Here is a 15,365-nt window from a genome sequence, read left to right on the forward strand (position 1 = left end):
GACACTAGAGGTTGCACACTCGCTGCCGTCGAAGGTTGAGCTGTGGAGCAACGTCCATGCCTGTGTCCGCATTGCAGTCCGCCCGGCTGCGCTACTTGTACCTGATCTCTCTGTGCTGGTTAAGTCTTTTCTGGCTCACACGACTGGCATTGCTGCTGCGTAGCGGTGCAGACGCTGAGTTGTCGTTGTCGGCGGTGTGGCACCTGTGGTGGGTGGGCGCGCTTTACGATTTTGGTTTCTTGGCGATGGCGCTGTGGCCGTTGGCGAGCTGGGTGCTGCTTTGTCCTGCCGCCCTATGGCGCCGGCGTTGGCACGTTGCGGTGTTGAAGTGGGTGCTGGCCACCAGCTTGGCGCTAATGCTGTTTGTCGCTTTTGCTGAGTGGTTGTTCTGGGACGAGTTCAGCGTTCGCTTCAATTTTATCGCGGTCGATTACTTGGTTTATTCGCGCGAGGTGGTGGACAACATTCTTGAGTCCTACCCGGTGTACCCGTTGCTGGCACTGATTGCGGTGGTGGCGATGGTGGCTACTCAATGGTGGGGGGGACGGCTTGACCGCTGGACACGACGGGTCGACGCCGGTTGGCGGCCGCGGATGACGCTGTGGGCCGGCTGCAGTTTGTTGGCGTTGCTGGCTGGTTTCGGACTTGACCAGCAGTGGCCGCGTGGGCAAGGCGGTAATAGCTACCAGATTGAGCTGGCCGCGAACGGGCCTTACCAATTTTTCGCTGCGTTCCGCAACAACGAGCTGGATTACAACAGTTTGTATGCCACCTTGCCGCTGGAAGATGTGGATCGCTTGTTGCGCGAAGAGGTGGCGGAGTCGAACAGTCATTTCGTCACTGACGAACTGCTCGATCTGCGGCGTAGGGTACAGGCCTCCGGCCCGCCCAAACCGCTCAACGTGATGCTGGTGACGCTGGAAAGTTTTTCTGCGCGTTACCTTGGCCGCTTCGGCAATACCGACGGATTGACGCCCAATCTGGATGCACTGTGGGATCAGTCGCTGGTGTTTACCCACTTATATGCCACCGGCACCCGTACTGATCGGGGATTGGAAGCGTTGACGCTGTCGGTGCCGCCGACGCCGGGACGTTCGATCGTCAAACGTATCGGTCGCGAAACCGGTTTTGCCAGTTTGGGCGAGCAGTTCAATCGGTTTGGCTACGACTCTGCGTTTCTCTATGGCGGGCGCGGTTACTTCGACAACATGAACGCGTTTTTCAGTGGCAATGGCTACCAAATCGTTGATCAAAGCAGCGTGCCGGACAGCGCGCTGAGCTTCACCAACGCTTGGGGCATGGCCGATGAGGACTTGTATCGTTTGGCCGAGGAGCGTGCCGATCGGCTGTATGCCGCAGGCCAGCCGTTCTTCATGCAGCTGATGACAACCTCTAACCATCGGCCCTACACCTATCCGGATGGACGCATCGACATCCCCTCCGGCAGTAACCGCAACGGTGCGGTGAAGTACACCGATTACGCCATTGGCGAGTTCCTTGAGCGGGCACGCGAAAAGCCGTGGTTCCATGACACCCTGTTCGTGTTCGTCGCCGACCACACCGCCGGCAGTGCTGGCAAGCAGGACCTGCCGGTGGCGCAGTACCACATCCCGATGTTGGTGTATGCGCCGGCCTGGGTGGCGCCCCGGGAAGAAGCACGACTGATGAGCCAGATCGACGTGGCACCGACGCTATTGGGCGTGCTCGATCGTTCCTACGTGTCGACGTTCTTTGGCCGCGACATGCTGCGGCCTGATGCTGAAGGGCGGCGGGTTCTGATCGGCAATTATCAGCACTTGGGATTGTTCGACGGTGATCGGCTGATGATCCTCAGCCCGCGCCACAGTCTGCGCGAACACCGTGATGCGCTGGGGTTGGTGCGCGAGCAACCGGCGTCGCTGGAAGACGAGCTGATGCGTCGCAATATCGCTTTCTACCAAGGTGCCAGTTACGCCTATCGCCATCGGCTGCTGAGTTGGAGCGGTGTGCTGGCCGCCGGTCCGCTGCCGGCGTCCACTGATGCCGGCAGTACCTATTGGGGGGCGCATCACCGATGAGGCGCGCTGGAGCGTTTCCGCAGCGTTGGGTGTTGGCCTCGCTGCTGTTATTGGCGGTCTTGCTGCTGTGGGAGGCGAGTGGGGCGGATCTGTGGGGGGCGGATCTGCTCTACCAACGTTGGGGGTTTCCGGGCCGTGACAGTTGGTGGCTGGAGACGGTGCTGCACCGCTGGGTCAAGTATGCAGTGCTGGTGTTGTTTGCGGCGTTGCTTGGCCTGTGGCTGTGGTTGCTGCGACCGGGTGGCGATCGGTTGTGGCGTTGGCGGCTCGGTTACCTGCTGTTGGCAGCGGCGCTGGCCAGTGCGCTGGTGCCGTTGCTGAAAGCGGCGACCGGATTCCATTGCCCGGCGGATTTACAGCGTTATGGCGGTGCCGAGTTGTTCCGCCCGCTCTGGTCACTACTGCCGCAGGGTGCCCGGCCCGGCCGCTGCTGGCCGGGCGGGCATGCCTCCACTGGCTTCGTTTGGCTGGCGGGTTATTTCGCACTGTGGGACCGCTGGCCGCGCACCGCCCGGAGGGTGCTCGGGGCGGCGCTGGCACTTGGCGCGTTATTGTCCTGGGGGCGCATGGTGCAAGGAGCCCACTTTTTATCCCACAACCTGTGGACGCTCTGGATCGATTGGAGCTTGGCGTTGCTGCTATACCGGCTATTGCTGTGGCCGCGGGTCAGCGTTGCTCGTGTGCCAAGACCCGCTGCACTGCCGGGTCAGCGGCGAGCCGGTCGTGCAGAGCTTGGATTGCCGGAAACGGCTCAATCTTCTCCGGCAGCATCTGGATCGCCCAGCGGATCATCGGGAACGCGTAGGCATCAATGACGGAGCGGCGATCGAGCATCCATTCGCGCCCTTGCAGGTGCTGTTCCAGCCGTGCCAAGCGGTTGCGCACCAATTCCAGTCCGGCTGCGCACACCGCTTGCTGTGCGGCGTCGCTGCTGTCGGTGGTATAGCGCTGGGGGCCGAACACTGGCCAGAACGAGGCGTGCAGGTCACTGGTCAGAAACGCTGACCAACGCTGCTGTTCAGCCTGTTGGCGTAGGTCGTCACCGGCATCTAGGGCCGCTTCCGGGTGTTTGCGGGCGAGGTAATCGAGGATGGCGCCGGCCTGGGTGAGCAGCCAGCCGTCGTCTTCGCGCAGCACCGGTACGCTGCCGGCCGGGTTCACCGCCAGCAATTCCGGCGAGCCGAATTGGACTTTGACCGCTGTGTACGGGGCGCCGATCCATTCCAGCACAATGTGGGGTGCCAGTGAGCAGGCGCCGGTAGCGAAGTACAGGGTGGTCATGGCAAGGCTCCAACAGCAACAGTAGAGCAGCCACTGTCGGCAACCGTGATGACCACAGCAAGGCGCGGCGGCAGGCTTTTACAATCTTGGCTTGTTGTTTAGCGGTGGTAGGGATGCCCCACTAGCAGCGACCAGGCGCGGTAGACCTGTTCAGCCAGTAGGATGCGCACCAGCGGGTGTGGCAGCGTGAGGTCGGACAGCGACCACTGCGGAAACCGTGCCGACAGCTCTGAGCATAGGCCGTCAGGACCGCCCACCAGCACGTTAAGATCCTGGCCCTGATCGCGCAGGCGACCCAGTTCATTGGACAGTTGGTGGGTGGTGAGGCGGCGGCCGGTGACTTCCAACGCCACAGTCCGGCAGCCAGGGTATTTGGCGAGGCGTTTTTCCAATGCTGCCGCTTCCTGGCGCACCAACGAACGGGTGTCGCTGCCGGGGCCACGTTTGGGCAGCGGCAGTTCCTCGATATCGAGGCGAATGTCTTGGGTCAGGCGGCGCTGGTACTCGCTGACGCCGGCTTCAACCCAGTCCGGCATGCGCGTGCCCAACGCCAGCAGGCGTACGCGCAAATCAGGCGTCCTGGTCTTTGGCGCGGTCCGGGTGGTGGTCCGGGTTGCGCCACAGGCGTTCCAGGTCGTAGAACTCGCGGGTGGCCGGCTGCATCACGTGGACGATCACATCGCCCAAGTCCACCAGCACCCATTCGGAACTGGTCATGCCTTCCACGCCTACCGGCAGATGGCCGGCTTTCTTCACTTCTTCCACCACGTTGTCGGCCAAGGCCTTAACGTGCCGGGAAGAAGTGCCGGTGGCGATGATCATATGGTCGGCAATGCTGGTGATGCCGCGCACGTCCAGGTGGGTGAGGTTCTTGGCCTTGAGGTCTTCCAGTGCGGCCAGAGCGATGTCGTACAGAGAGCGGGTATCAGTCATGCGAGTCCTGGGAATTGCGGTCTAGTGTCGGCAGGTGCCGCGCATTATACAGACCTTCACGGTAAATGAAGTCCGCCACGCCGGCATCGAGTCCGGGGTGGCGTTGGCCCGCCGCCAGCGCGGTACGGATGGCGGTGGAGGAGTGTTCCAGGCAAGGCGCGGTGAGCATTAATCGCAACCCGGCCGGCTGCCCGCGCAGCGCTGCGGCGTCGGCCGACGTGAAAGCCGCTGCCACCGCTGGGTCTGCGGCTGCCGCGCCGGGGCGTGGTAGCACTGCCAAGTGGCACAGCGCTGGATAGTGCTGCCACCGGTGCCAGTGGTGCAGCGAGGCGAAGCTGTCGGCGCCGACTACCCACACCAGTGGCCGCTCGGGGCCGATGTGCTGACGGAAATGTTCCAGCGTAGCCAGTGTGTAAGACGGCCCCGGCTGACGCAGCTCCCAGTCATCAACTTTCAATTCCGGTGCGTCGGCGGCGGCCAGCTGCAGCATTGCCAGCCGCTGCGCCGGGCTGGCGTACGGCTGTGGTCGGTGTGGTGGAACGGCGTTGGGTAATAGATGCACCGGCCCGCCTAGCGCTGCGGCCACCGCCCGCGCCGCCGCCACATGGGCGGCATGCACCGGGTCGAAGGTGCCGCCGTACAGCGCCAGCGGGGCCGAGGAGGTCATTAGCTGCGCACGTGGCCGTCGCCCAGCACCACCCATTTGTTGCTGGTCAGGCCGTTCAAGCCCACCGGGCCACGGGCGTGGAACTTATCGGTGGAGATGCCGATTTCGGCACCCAAGCCGTACTCGAAGCCGTCGGCAAAGCGGGTGGAGGCGTTGACCATCACCGAACTGGAATCGACCTCAGTGAGGAAGCGCCGCGAACGGGTGTAGTTCTCGGTGATGATCGATTCGGTGTGGCCGGAGCTGTAGCGGTTGATGTGCTCGATGGCCGCGTCCAGCCCGTCGACAATCTTCACCGCCAGAATCGGCGCTAGATATTCTTCGTGCCAGTCCTCTTCGGTGGCGGCGGTGAGCGCGCTGATGCGGCCCGCCAGCAGCGCCAACGTGGCCGGGCAGCCGCGCAACGCCACGCCTTTTTCTGCCAGCGCGGCGGCAATCGGCGGCAGCATGGTGTCCGCCACCGCGCGGCTCACCAGCAGCGTTTCGGTGGTGTTGCAGGTGCCGTAACGGTGGGTTTTGGCGTTCAGCGTCACCGGCAGCGCCTTGTCGAAATCGGCGTCGTCATCGATGTACAGGTGGCAGTTGCCATCCAAGTGCTTGATCACCGGTACCCGCGCATTGTTGCTAATGCGTTCGATCAGTCCCTTGCCGCCGCGCGGCACGATCACATCGACGTATTCCGGGTGCTGGATCAAGGCGTCGACCATGGCGCGATCGGTGGTGTCGATCACCTGTACCGCGTGCTCCGGCAGCCCGGCAGCGGCGAGGCCCTCACGGATGCAGGCGGCGATGGCTTGGTTGGCCTGCAGTGCTTCCGAGCCACCACGCAGGATGGCGGCGTTGCCGGACTTCAGGCACAGCGCGGCGGCATCGATGGTCACGTTGGGGCGCGATTCGTAGATGATGCCGACCACGCCCAACGGTACCCGCATCTGGCCCACTTGGATGCCGGACGGCAGGTAGCGCAGGCCAGTGATTTCGCCGATCGGATCGGTGAGGGCAGCCACTTGCTCCAACCCGGTGAGCATGTCATCGAAGCGTTCCGGGGTCAGTTCGAGCCGGTCGAGCATCGCGTCGTCGAGGCCGTTGGCACGGCCGGCGGCCATGTCAGCGGCGTTGGCGGACAGGATGCTGTCGCGATGGCGGACCAAGGCATTGCCGATTTCCTGCAGCGCAGTGTTCTTGGCGGCGGTACTGGCACGGGCCATGGCGCGTGAAGCATCACGGGCTTGGGTGCCGAGGCGGCGCATGTAATCAAGATGGGTCATGGTGGTCAGGGCCAATCCGATTCAATGAAAGATTAACATTATAGCCTCGCTGGACCGTTTACGCGCTCCCGCAAATACCACAGAATGCCTCGTGCTCAGTCGAAAGACTGAGCGAGCACGCACTATCAGGAAACCAGACCTATCGAAGGGCATGCGATGGCCAGTGCCACGACATCGCCCTCACAACAAGAACAACAGGCCAGCCTTGGAGGCCGTTTCATGGGATTTTCGTTCCAGTCTTACGACCGGGGGGCGATCAAAGCCGTGCCGCACGCGTTTTGGGTGGGGCAGTGGCGCATTGATTACCTGGCGTTCTCATCCCCGGAGAATGCACACAAACCACCGCTGCTGGTGATCGGCGGCGCGTTCCAGAATTTCACGTCCTACAAGTATTCGGTCGAGGCCATCTACAACGATTTTCCGGTGGTGCTGGTGGACCTGCCGTCGCTGGGCAACAACGACCAGTTGTCGCCGGAACTGGGCATGGAAGACTTAGCCGATCTGCTGCACGAGTTCGTGGTGTTCACCGGCGTCGAAAAAGTGCATGTGATGGGGCTGTCGCTGGGCTCTGCGATTGCCAGCACCTTTGCCTACAAATACCCCGCGCTGATGGACAAGCTGATCGTGGCCGGCATTGTGGTGCGGCCGCGTAAGAGCTGGCGGATGCTGGTAGAAGAGTCCGTGCGGGTGCTCGACGAAGGCCGCATGGATGAGTTCTCCCAGGCGGTGGTGCTGTATTTGGTGAACTACGAACGGCTGGCGGAAACCGGCATCACGCCCACCGCGCGGCGCCTGTTCTACCGGCAAATGAAAATGCTCAGCGACAACGAGCGTGAGCGCTACAAGATTAACGGCCGGCGGCTGTTGTCGGTGGAAGGTCTGCTCGGTTATCCGCAGTGTGAAACGCTGGTCACCACCGGCGAGTTCGACAGCTTTACGCTGCCGTGGGAGAACGCTGCGTTCGCCGCGCGCTGCCCGAATGCCCGCTTTGCCTTGATCAAGGGGGCCGACCACTTGCCGCAGCTGGAAAAGCGCGACGAATCATTGGCGCTATTTTCGGCGTTCCTGCGCGGTGATCCGCTGGAGCCGTTGGCTGGGCTGACGCTGTATCCGAAGCACAAACTTGGCCACCTGGAGCGGCGCCGTGGTGAACGGCTGGTGCCGTGCAACACCCGTGGCCGGGTCACTTGTGCGTCGCGAGTCAGCGACCGGCTCGGTTTCGAGCGGGCGGTGAAGGTGGTCGACATCAACTTTTTCGGTTGCTTGATCAAGCTCGACACGCCGGGTTTCCCGATCGCTGATCACGCCCGTGACTGCACCCTGCATCTGGCATCGCCGGAGCTGGAACTGGAATTGCTGGTGTTCGACTACGATGAAAGTGGTTTGCTGCGTTGTTTGTTCAAGCACGGCAATATCGCTGCTGCCGAACGGTTTGCCGCGTTGCTGAAAGACCCGGCGCTGTTCTTGTCCCCCGGTCCCAGCGCCGTCAAGGTGCATACCCTCTACGGCTGACCGCCGTTTTCCTGAGCCAGATCAAGATTCACCCCGGTTGCCGAGTCTGTAACCGGTGGATCTTGATCTGGTGCAAGGTTCCGATCTGCCACTGTGGTGCCATGGACTCCTGACGTTTATTGCAGGAGAGCAACCATGGAAGTGTTTGGCGAACTGTTCACCACCGGCAGCGGTTTCCTGTCACTGTTGATTGCTGTCGGCATGCTGCTGATCCCGGTGGGCATCGGTGTTGCGCTGGTCACCGGGCCGCTGAAAGCGACCCAGGACCAGGAACCGTCCTGAGCTCCAGACCAGTCGGGGGATTGCACGGAGCCGGGAACGCGGCGCCTCTTCACGGAGGCGCCGCGTTTTTTTATGCGCCGGTGCGCGCTTCGATGACGCGTACGAACGGCGTGCCGCGCACTACCGGGATCGGCAGCGTTTGGTAGAAGTGCTCCGGGTTGTGCACTGTCACGTGGTCGAAGCCTTGTGCCTGCACGTGATGGCCCGCCTCGGCATCGCTGCCGAAATGGAAACTCACTGAACTGCGCGACACCGCGCCGAGCAAACCGCGCAGGGTCTGCATGGTGCGGTGAAACGGATGGTCATCCAGCAAAGGATAGTTGTCGGTTAAATAGCGCGCGAACGGAAAACCTTGCATGGCGCGGGCCAGTCGGCGCCAGAACGGATCCATGGCAGTGAGCGGAAAATAATTCACCAGCCCTTCGGTGATCACCAGCAGCGGTCGGCTGCGGTCAAAGTGGTCGGCCAGCACCTGTTCCAGTGAGTCTGCGCCCTGCTCGTGGAAAATGTTCAGCGGCAGCGCTTGGTGGCGGGGCCCCAGTGCACCCAAGCGCGCCAGCAGGGCCTGCTTGCGGTCGGCCATGTCCGGCAGGTCAGCTTCGATGTAATGCAGCTGTGGATAGCGCTGCCGAAACCGGTAACCGCGCGGTGACAGACCACAGGCGATTTCGATCACTTGGGTGACGCCGTCGCTGATGGCCTGCTCCAGCAAGTGGTCAATCAGATGGTGCCGTTGCAGTAGGAAGGTGCGGATGTTGCCGCCTACCAGTCGCCCGCCGACCGCTTCGAACGGGGCCAACGCGTGGTACAGCAGCGCGCCGGTGCGGGTATGGAACGCAGGCGCTGAGAGGCCATTTTTCTCCCACACATGGCCGGTGTAGAGCGCAGTGAAGGAAATCGAGGAAGTGTCGGTGGCGTCTCGCTTGAACATGTCCGGTCCGGAGCAACGAAAGAACCGGCAGCTTAGCAGTGCCGTCGCCGCAGCGGGCCGACCATGCGGTCCGGCGCGGGGGGCGCCAGAGCGATTTACAGTTCCAACACCGCCGGCAGCGGCTGCCCGCCAAGCCGCAGCACCAAACTGGTGAGGTGCTGCCAAGGATCGCCGTCCGCCATGCCTTTGAGCGCCTGATCGGCACGGGCGGCCAGCGCCACCGCCTGCTGCACCCCAGCCGGGCCGAGCCGGCGCGCTTGCTGTTGCAATTGGCGCAGACGCTGCGGCGGCAGTCGACCGGGGTCTTCACCGCCAATGATCTGCGCCAGTTGCCGTACTTCGCGGGTCAAGGCCCAGAGCACTACCGGTGACTCCACTCCTTCAGCGTGCAAGGTGTCGAGGATGCGCAGCGCGCGCGGCAGGTCACCGCCGCCGAGCGCGTCGCCAAGGTCGAACGGACTGAAACGGCTGCTGTGGCCGACGGCCGCTTCCACCTGTTCCGGCGTCAAGGTGGCGCCGGGGAACAGCAGCGCCAACTTGTCCACTTCCTGAGCGGCTGCCAGCAGGTTGCCTTCGCTGCGCTCCACCAGCAGCGCCAGCGCGTCGCCGCTGGCGGCAAGGCCGAGGCGGCGCAGCCGCGCTTCAATCCAGCCGGGCAGTTGGCCGGCGGCCACCGGCCATACTTCGATCATGGCGCCGACCTGGTCCAACGCCTTCACCCAGCGGCTGCCGTGATCGCGGCGGCGGTCGAGTTTGGAGCAGCTAATCACCAGCAGGGTATCGGGGGGGGGCGCTTCCAACAGCTGCACCAGCATCTCGCTGGCGCTTTTGTCGGGGCGCTTTTCGCCGAGTCTGACTTCGAGGATGCGGGCGCCGCCGAACAAACTCAGGCTCTGCGCTTCGGCATAGAGGGCGGGCCAGTCGATGCCGCTGTCGGCGGAAAATAAGTGCCGCTCATCGAAGCCTTTATCGCGCGCGGTGCGGCGCAGCAGGTCGGTGCATTCCTGCTGTTGGAATGGCTCATCGCCGCTCACCAGGTAGGCTGGCAGCAGGCCGTTCTGGGCCAGCTGCCGAGACAGCGCTTCCGGCTTAATTTGCATGGCGGTCGGCGCGGGTCTCGCCGTCCAGCGACCAGTTGTCCGGTTGCGCGGCGCGCAGCCGGCCGACGGTGGCGTCGAGCTGGCGCAGCAGTTGCCAGGTGGCGTCCTCGTACAGCGAATCGCGGGTGGAGGATTCCTCGTCACTGGCAGCGGTGGCGTTGTCGGCGTCGTAGATGAAGTTGCGGATCAGCGCGATGTTGCGGCGTTCATTCAGCGGCTGGCGGCTGTCGGCATCGAGCAATTGCCAGGTAAAGCTGTAACGCAGCTCCATCTCCGCCGCGCGGCCGTAGCGGTCCACCGCCACGGTGCGGCGCTGGGTGTTTTCGTCGCTGATGGTGAGCGCCAACGGCGCGGCGTCATGCACCGCCACACCGCTGGTTTCCAATGCGCGCCGCACCAAGTGCTCCAGATTAAGGCTGGCACCGCGCAGCTGCAGCGCCGACAGATGCTCGTACTGCGGCGCGCCACGCGGCCGGAAGCCGCAGGCGCTCAGCGTCAGCACCAGCCCCAACAGAGCCACCAGCCACACCGCGCCGCGCCGGCTCATGCGGCAGATACCACAATGTTCACCAGCTTGCCGGGCACCACTATCACTTTGCGCACCACTACATCCTCAAGAAAACGCTGCACGTTCGGCGCGGCGCGGGCCAACTGCTCCAGCGTGGCCTGGTCAGCACTGGCAGGCGCATCAATGCGCGCGCGCACTTTGCCGTTCACTTGCACCACCAGCTCGATGGTGTCTTTCACCAAGGCGCTGTCGTCGTGTTGCGGCCACGCCTGATCGACCACCGCATCGGTGTGGCCCAGCGCCTGCCACAGCACGTGGCACAGGTGCGGCACGATCGGCGCCAGCATTAGCACCGTGTTCTCCAGTGCTTCCCGCACCACCGCGTGGTCTTGGGCGGACTGGGGTTGGAAGCGCGCCACCTCGTTGATCAGTTCCATCACCGCGGCAATGGCGGTGTTGAAGGTCTGACGTCGGCCGAAATCATCGCTGACCTTGGCCAGCGTTTCATGGGTCTTGCGGCGCAGTGCGCGGGCAGCGTCATCCAGAGCAGCCGGGTCCAGCGCTACCGTGGGCGCAAGGTTTTCGGTGACCAGACGCCACAGGCGCTTGATGAAACGGTTGGCGCCTTCAACGCCGGCGTCGCTCCATTCCAGCGATTGTTCCGGCGGTGCGGCAAACATGGTGAACAGGCGCACGGTGTCGGCACCGTACTGGTCGATCAGCGATTGCGGGTCGACCGTGTTGCCCTTTGATTTGGACATTTTGACGCCGTCTTTGAGCACCATGCCCTGGCACAGCAGGCGCTTGAACGGCTCGTCGGAATCCACCAGACCGGTGTCGCGCAGCAGCTTGTGGAAGAAGCGCGAGTAGAGCAGGTGCAGGATGGCGTGCTCGATGCCGCCGATGTACTGATCCACCGGCAGCCAGTAGTTGGCGGCGGCAGGGTCGACCATGGTGCTGGCATCGGCCGAGCAGAAGCGCGCGTAGTACCAGCTCGATTCCATGAAAGTATCGAAGGTGTCGGTTTCGCGCAGGGCGGGCTGGCCGTTGAATTCGGTGCGTGCCCACTCCGGATCGGCCTTGATCGGGCTGCGCACGCCATCCATGACCACATCTTCCGGCAACACCACCGGCAACTGGTCGGCCGGAGCCGGTACGATGTCGCCGTTTTCCAGCGTCAGCATCGGGATCGGAGCACCCCAGTAACGCTGGCGTGATACACCCCAGTCGCGCAGGCGGTAGTTGATCTTTTTCTCGCCCAAGCCCTGTTCCACCAAGCGCGCGGCGATGGCATCGAAGGCGGCGTCGGAAGTGAGGCCGGTGAAATCACCGGAATTCACCAGCACGCCCTTGTCGGTCATAGCGCCGCGGGTGAGATCCACCGCGCTGCCGTCGGCCGGGGCGATCACTTGCTTGATCGGCAGCCCGTACTGCTGGGCAAATTCCCAATCGCGCTCATCGTGGGCCGGAACCGCCATCACGGCGCCGGTGCCGTAGTTCATCAGCACGAAGTTGGCGGCCCACACCGGCACTGATTCGCCGGTGAGAGGGTGGCGCGCGCGCAGGCCGGTGTCGACGCCGAGCTTGGCCATGGTGGCAAGATCCGCTTCGGCGGTTTTGGTGTGGCTGCACTGCTCGATGAAGGCGGCCAGCGCCGGGTTATCGGTGGCGGCTTGCTGGGCCAGCGGATGCGCGGCGGCCACTGCCACATAGCTGACACCGAACAGGGTGTCCGGGCGGGTGGTGTAGACGCGCAGCGGGGTGCCGTCGACATCGAAGCACAGCTCGACGCCTTCGGAACGGCCGATCCAGTTGCGCTGCATTGCTTTCACTTGGTCCGGCCAGTCGTCCAACTGGTCGAGGTCGTTCAGCAGTTCTTCAGCGTAGTCGGTGATGCGGATGAACCACTGCGGGATTTCTTTCTGTTCCACCAGCGCATCGGAGCGCCAGCCACGGCCGTTGATCACCTGCTCGTTGGCCAGCACAGTCTGGTCTACCGGGTCCCAGTTAACGGTGGACATCTTGCGGTAGACCAAGCCTTGCTCGTAAAGCTTGGTGAAAAACCACTGCTCCCAGCGGTAGTACTCGGGGTCACAGGTGGTAATTTCGCGGCTCCAGTCATAGCCGAAACCGAGCCGCTGCAACTCGCCTTTCATGTAGGCAACGTTGTCGTAGGTCCAGGCGGCAGGAGCCACACCGCGTTGGATGGCGGCGTTTTCCGCCGGCAGGCCGAAGGCGTCCCAACCCATCGGTTGCAGCACGTTCTTGCCCAGCATGCGCTGGTAGCGGCTGATCACGTCGCCGATGGTGTAGTTGCGCACGTGCCCCATGTGCAGCCGACCGCTGGGGTAGGGGAACATGCTCAGGCAGTAGAACTTTTCCCGCGACGGGTCTTCACACACTTTGAAGGTGTTGTGCTGTGCCCAGTAGGCTTGGGCTTCCGCTTCGATTTGCTCGGGACGATACTGTGTTTCCATCGGTGCCACGTGTTCCAGATGCGTGAACGGCGCGGCCGGCAGTGGCCGGGGACGCCGTCCAGGGTGATAAGAAGAAAGAGGGCATAGGATACATGAGCCAACTGCAGGCAGACAGCGGTGGCCGGCTATGACGGTCATGGCATGGGTGTTGGTGCTTACCGCGGTCGGCACGCTGCCGGCGGTGGTGCTGGGGCTGCTGCCACCGGCACCGCGCAGGCAGCGTGATGTGGTGCCGCAGGCGGTGGTGGTACTGGGCGCTGGGCGTACCCGATGGGGCGGCCATTGGCGCTTGCCGCCGGCCGGGCTGCGGCGGCTGGCGGTGGGGGCCGAGCGTGCCGCTCAAGCGGCGCTGCCAATGTTGCTGTGCGGCGGCCGCAAGCGGCGCCTGGGGCCCACCGAAAGTGCGTTGATGGGCACTCTGCTGGAGCGGCGTTGGCCGCAGCAGCAGGCCTGGCTGGAGCAGCGCAGCCGCAATACCTGGGAAAATGCCCGCTATGGCGCGCAAGAGCTGCGCTTGCGTGGCATCGACAGCATCCTGTTGGTCACCAGTCGTGCTCACCAAGCGCGGGCGGCGCTGTCATTTCGCGCCCAGGGACTGCGGGTGGAAGTGATCAGCGCCGATGACAGCCTTGGCCCAGCGTGGATGCCTTCGGTAGGAGCGCTGGCGCTGCTGCCGGACATTTACTACGAATGGATGGCGCTGGTGTTCTACCGCTTGCGCTATTTGTGATCGCCATCGGTTCCGGTGCCCAACACGGCGGCTGGCTCAGCGCCGCCGTGCCAAGAGCCCCACGCCGCATAGCAAGGCGGCCAACCACCACACCGGGGCGCCGCCCCAGCGCACGAACGGGGTGCTGCCGGAGAACGGCATGAAGCTGCCCTCCAGCACCGCGCGCTCGAATTGCGGCAATTGGCCCTGCACCACGCCACGCTCATCAATGATGGCGGTGATGCCGTTATTGGTGGCGCGCAGCAGATAGCGACCGGTTTCCGCTGCCCGCAGCCGCGCCATCTGGAAATGCTGGTGCGGGCCGGCAGAGTGGCCGAACCAGGCATCGTTGGAGATGGTCACCATCACGTTGCTGTCGGCGGCCTGACGCGCCACCAATTCTGGGTAAACGATCTCGTAGCAGATGAACGGCGACACCACCATGTACTGCGCCAGCAGGTTGTCTTGCTTGGCCGGGCCAGGAGTGAAGCTGGACATCGGCAGGTCGAAGAACGGAATCAAGCCGCGTAGCAAGGATTCCAGCGGCACGTATTCGCCGAACGGCACCAGCTTTTGTTTGTCGTAAATGCCTTCGCCGCCTTCCACTACCAGAATGCTGTTGTAGTAGCGCCAGCCGTCGCCCTGCCAATCGCGGGTGGGCAGGCCGGAGATCAACGCTGAGTCGCGCGCCGCCAGCAGCGCACTTTGCTCGGCGAGGAACTCGCGCGCGGTGTCGTAGAACTCGGTCAGCGCCGCTTCTGGCCACACTACCAGCGTATCGCTGCCGATCTCGGCGGTGAGGCCGGCATAGATGTCACGGGTGGCGTCGCGCATGGTCGCCAGCCAGCGCAGGTCCTGGGGAATGTTGCCCTGCACCAGCGCCACTTTAGTCGGTGCATCGGCCGCGGGTTCGATGAAGCGCTCCAGCGGCAGCAACGGCGTGGCACCGCCGAGCAGCAGCAGCGCGCCGGTCACGAAGGCGCTGGGCCGCCGCTGCCACGCGAGTGCCAGCGTCAGCCCGGCCAGTACCGCAATCAGCGTCATCAGCCAGACGCCGCCGAGTGGGGCGGCGGCCACCAGCGGCGTGTCGATCAGCGCATAACCGGCGTACAGCCAAGGGAAGCCTGTCAGCAGGGCGCCGCGCAACACATCCAGCAGCAACCAGCCACCGGCAAACAGCAGTGGCGAGGGGCGTCCACGGCTGAATTTCACTGTCAGCGCGGCCAGCAGCGCCGGGAACAGCGCCAAGAACGCCGCGAACAGCGCCGTCATCGGCACCGCCAGCCACAGCGGAGTGTCGCCGTAGTCGTGCATGCTCACATGCAGCCAGGACACGCCGAAACCGAACAGACCGAGGCCGTACAGCCAGCCGCGCCAGAACGCCTGTTTGGCGGTGGCACCCAGCGTCCACCACGCCAGCGCGATGCTCAGCAGCACCAGCGGCCAGAAGTCGTAGGGGGCGAAAGCAAGCGGGTAAAGCAGGCCGCCAAGCAGCGCTAGCACGGCCATCAGCGGGCGTTGGGGACGGTACAGGGACACGCAGCTACTCCTGTCGGCAGCGGACGGCCGCAGTGGCGGCACCGGACCCGGGATGATAAAGAATGCCGCCGGCGCACACCATCGGCGCGCCGGCGGCCGCG

Annotated in this window: 14 protein-coding genes and 1 pseudogene; 5 read left to right on the forward strand and 10 right to left on the reverse strand. The window is 63.9% G+C overall.

The window, feature by feature from the left end; all coding sequences use genetic code 11:
- The first annotated feature begins 56 nt into the window (after window positions 1–56).
- Together AB5I84_RS03910 and AB5I84_RS03915 are read left to right on the forward strand one after the other, a co-directional pair.
- Entirely contained in the window at window positions 57–2,057 is a 2,001-nt protein-coding gene (locus AB5I84_RS03910) for an LTA synthase family protein (protein WP_369454546.1), read from the forward strand.
- A pseudogene (locus AB5I84_RS03915) lies at window positions 2,054–2,698 on the forward strand (phosphatase PAP2 family protein); the annotation flags it as partial. The gene AB5I84_RS03910 and the pseudogene AB5I84_RS03915, both read left to right, overlap by 4 nt.
- A 25-nt stretch (window positions 2,699–2,723) precedes the next feature.
- Here AB5I84_RS03915 and AB5I84_RS03920 read toward each other — a convergent pair.
- The 5 genes from AB5I84_RS03920 to AB5I84_RS03940 form a co-directional block, all read right to left on the reverse strand.
- Window positions 2,724–3,338, reverse strand: coding sequence for a glutathione S-transferase family protein (locus AB5I84_RS03920; RefSeq protein WP_369454547.1), 615 nt, complete (start codon window positions 3,336–3,338; stop codon window positions 2,724–2,726).
- Window positions 3,339–3,436: 98 nt separating this feature from the next.
- Window positions 3,437–3,907 (reverse strand): 23S rRNA (pseudouridine(1915)-N(3))-methyltransferase RlmH, encoded by a 471-nt coding sequence (rlmH, locus tag AB5I84_RS03925; RefSeq protein ID WP_369454548.1) that lies wholly within the window; start codon window positions 3,905–3,907, stop codon window positions 3,437–3,439.
- 1 nt (window position 3,908) lies between these two features.
- On the reverse strand, window positions 3,909–4,271 hold the full coding sequence (rsfS, locus tag AB5I84_RS03930; protein ID WP_369454549.1) for a ribosome silencing factor: 363 nt from the start codon (window positions 4,269–4,271) through the stop codon (window positions 3,909–3,911).
- A complete protein-coding gene (nadD, locus tag AB5I84_RS03935; RefSeq protein WP_369454550.1) occupies window positions 4,264–4,938 on the reverse strand; it encodes a nicotinate-nucleotide adenylyltransferase in 675 nt (224 codons plus the stop codon). Before nadD ends, rsfS begins: the two co-directional genes overlap by 8 nt.
- Window positions 4,938–6,206 (reverse strand): glutamate-5-semialdehyde dehydrogenase, encoded by a 1,269-nt coding sequence (locus AB5I84_RS03940; RefSeq protein WP_369454551.1) that lies wholly within the window; start codon window positions 6,204–6,206, stop codon window positions 4,938–4,940. The genes nadD and AB5I84_RS03940 overlap by 1 nt, the downstream gene beginning before the upstream one ends.
- 219 nt (window positions 6,207–6,425) lie before the next feature.
- Here AB5I84_RS03940 and AB5I84_RS03945 point away from each other — a divergent pair, with 219 nt between their 5' ends.
- Together AB5I84_RS03945 and AB5I84_RS03950 are read left to right on the forward strand one after the other, a co-directional pair.
- Window positions 6,426–7,718 (forward strand): alpha/beta fold hydrolase, encoded by a 1,293-nt coding sequence (locus AB5I84_RS03945; RefSeq protein ID WP_369454552.1) that lies wholly within the window; start codon window positions 6,426–6,428, stop codon window positions 7,716–7,718.
- Window positions 7,719–7,853: 135 nt separating this feature from the next.
- A complete protein-coding gene (locus AB5I84_RS03950; RefSeq protein WP_369454553.1) occupies window positions 7,854–8,000 on the forward strand; it encodes a hypothetical protein in 147 nt (48 codons plus the stop codon).
- A 70-nt stretch (window positions 8,001–8,070) separates the two neighbouring features.
- Here the strand turns inward: AB5I84_RS03950 and AB5I84_RS03955 are convergent, their stop codons facing one another.
- The 4 genes from AB5I84_RS03955 to leuS form a co-directional block, all read right to left on the reverse strand.
- On the reverse strand, window positions 8,071–8,931 hold the full coding sequence (locus tag AB5I84_RS03955; RefSeq protein ID WP_369454554.1) for a class I SAM-dependent methyltransferase: 861 nt from the start codon (window positions 8,929–8,931) through the stop codon (window positions 8,071–8,073).
- A 95-nt stretch (window positions 8,932–9,026) separates the two neighbouring features.
- Entirely contained in the window at window positions 9,027–10,031 is a 1,005-nt protein-coding gene (gene holA, locus AB5I84_RS03960; RefSeq protein WP_369454555.1) for a DNA polymerase III subunit delta, read from the reverse strand.
- On the reverse strand, window positions 10,021–10,578 hold the full coding sequence (locus tag AB5I84_RS03965; protein ID WP_369454557.1) for an LPS-assembly lipoprotein LptE: 558 nt from the start codon (window positions 10,576–10,578) through the stop codon (window positions 10,021–10,023). Before AB5I84_RS03965 ends, holA begins: the two co-directional genes overlap by 11 nt.
- The gene (gene leuS, locus AB5I84_RS03970) at window positions 10,575–13,016 is read right to left on the reverse strand and encodes a leucine--tRNA ligase (protein ID WP_369454558.1); all 2,442 of its coding nucleotides are present in this window, start codon (window positions 13,014–13,016) and stop codon (window positions 10,575–10,577) included. The genes AB5I84_RS03965 and leuS overlap by 4 nt, the downstream gene beginning before the upstream one ends.
- Window positions 13,017–13,143: 127 nt before the next feature.
- Between leuS and AB5I84_RS03975 the strand changes: the two genes are divergently transcribed.
- A complete protein-coding gene (locus tag AB5I84_RS03975; RefSeq protein WP_369454560.1) occupies window positions 13,144–13,746 on the forward strand; it encodes a YdcF family protein in 603 nt (200 codons plus the stop codon).
- A gap of 36 nt (window positions 13,747–13,782) precedes the next feature.
- On the opposite strand, the gene lnt is transcribed toward AB5I84_RS03975, so the two are convergent.
- Window positions 13,783–15,264 carry an apolipoprotein N-acyltransferase gene (lnt, locus tag AB5I84_RS03980; RefSeq protein ID WP_369454562.1) on the reverse strand — a complete coding sequence of 494 codons (1,482 nt, stop codon included), beginning with the start codon at window positions 15,262–15,264 and terminating at the stop codon, window positions 13,783–13,785.
- Between the last annotated feature and the right edge of the window lie 101 nt (window positions 15,265–15,365).

This window comes from Alcanivorax sp. REN37, assembly GCF_041102775.1.
In the GTDB taxonomy this organism is placed as follows: domain Bacteria; phylum Pseudomonadota; class Gammaproteobacteria; order Pseudomonadales; family Alcanivoracaceae; genus Isoalcanivorax; species Isoalcanivorax beigongshangi.

Bases quoted from the DNA above. Each gene is read 5' to 3' on its own strand.
- AB5I84_RS03975 (WP_369454560.1), top strand. From the start codon at position 13,144: ATGACGGTCATGGCATGGGTGTTGGTGCTTACCGCGGTCGGCACGCTG.
- AB5I84_RS03910 (WP_369454546.1), top strand. From the start codon at position 57: ATGCCTGTGTCCGCATTGCAGTCCGCCCGGCTGCGCTACTTGTACCTG.
- AB5I84_RS03940 (WP_369454551.1), bottom strand. From the start codon at position 6,206: ATGACCCATCTTGATTACATGCGCCGCCTCGGCACCCAAGCCCGTGAT.
- AB5I84_RS03955 (WP_369454554.1), bottom strand. From the start codon at position 8,931: ATGTTCAAGCGAGACGCCACCGACACTTCCTCGATTTCCTTCACTGCG.
- AB5I84_RS03920 (WP_369454547.1), bottom strand. From the start codon at position 3,338: ATGACCACCCTGTACTTCGCTACCGGCGCCTGCTCACTGGCACCCCAC.
- AB5I84_RS03945 (WP_369454552.1), top strand. From the start codon at position 6,426: ATGGGATTTTCGTTCCAGTCTTACGACCGGGGGGCGATCAAAGCCGTG.
- leuS (WP_369454558.1), bottom strand. From the start codon at position 13,016: ATGGAAACACAGTATCGTCCCGAGCAAATCGAAGCGGAAGCCCAAGCC.
- nadD (WP_369454550.1), bottom strand. From the start codon at position 4,938: ATGACCTCCTCGGCCCCGCTGGCGCTGTACGGCGGCACCTTCGACCCG.
- rsfS (WP_369454549.1), bottom strand. From the start codon at position 4,271: ATGACTGATACCCGCTCTCTGTACGACATCGCTCTGGCCGCACTGGAA.
- AB5I84_RS03965 (WP_369454557.1), bottom strand. From the start codon at position 10,578: ATGAGCCGGCGCGGCGCGGTGTGGCTGGTGGCTCTGTTGGGGCTGGTG.
- holA (WP_369454555.1), bottom strand. From the start codon at position 10,031: ATGCAAATTAAGCCGGAAGCGCTGTCTCGGCAGCTGGCCCAGAACGGC.
- AB5I84_RS03950 (WP_369454553.1), top strand. From the start codon at position 7,854: ATGGAAGTGTTTGGCGAACTGTTCACCACCGGCAGCGGTTTCCTGTCA.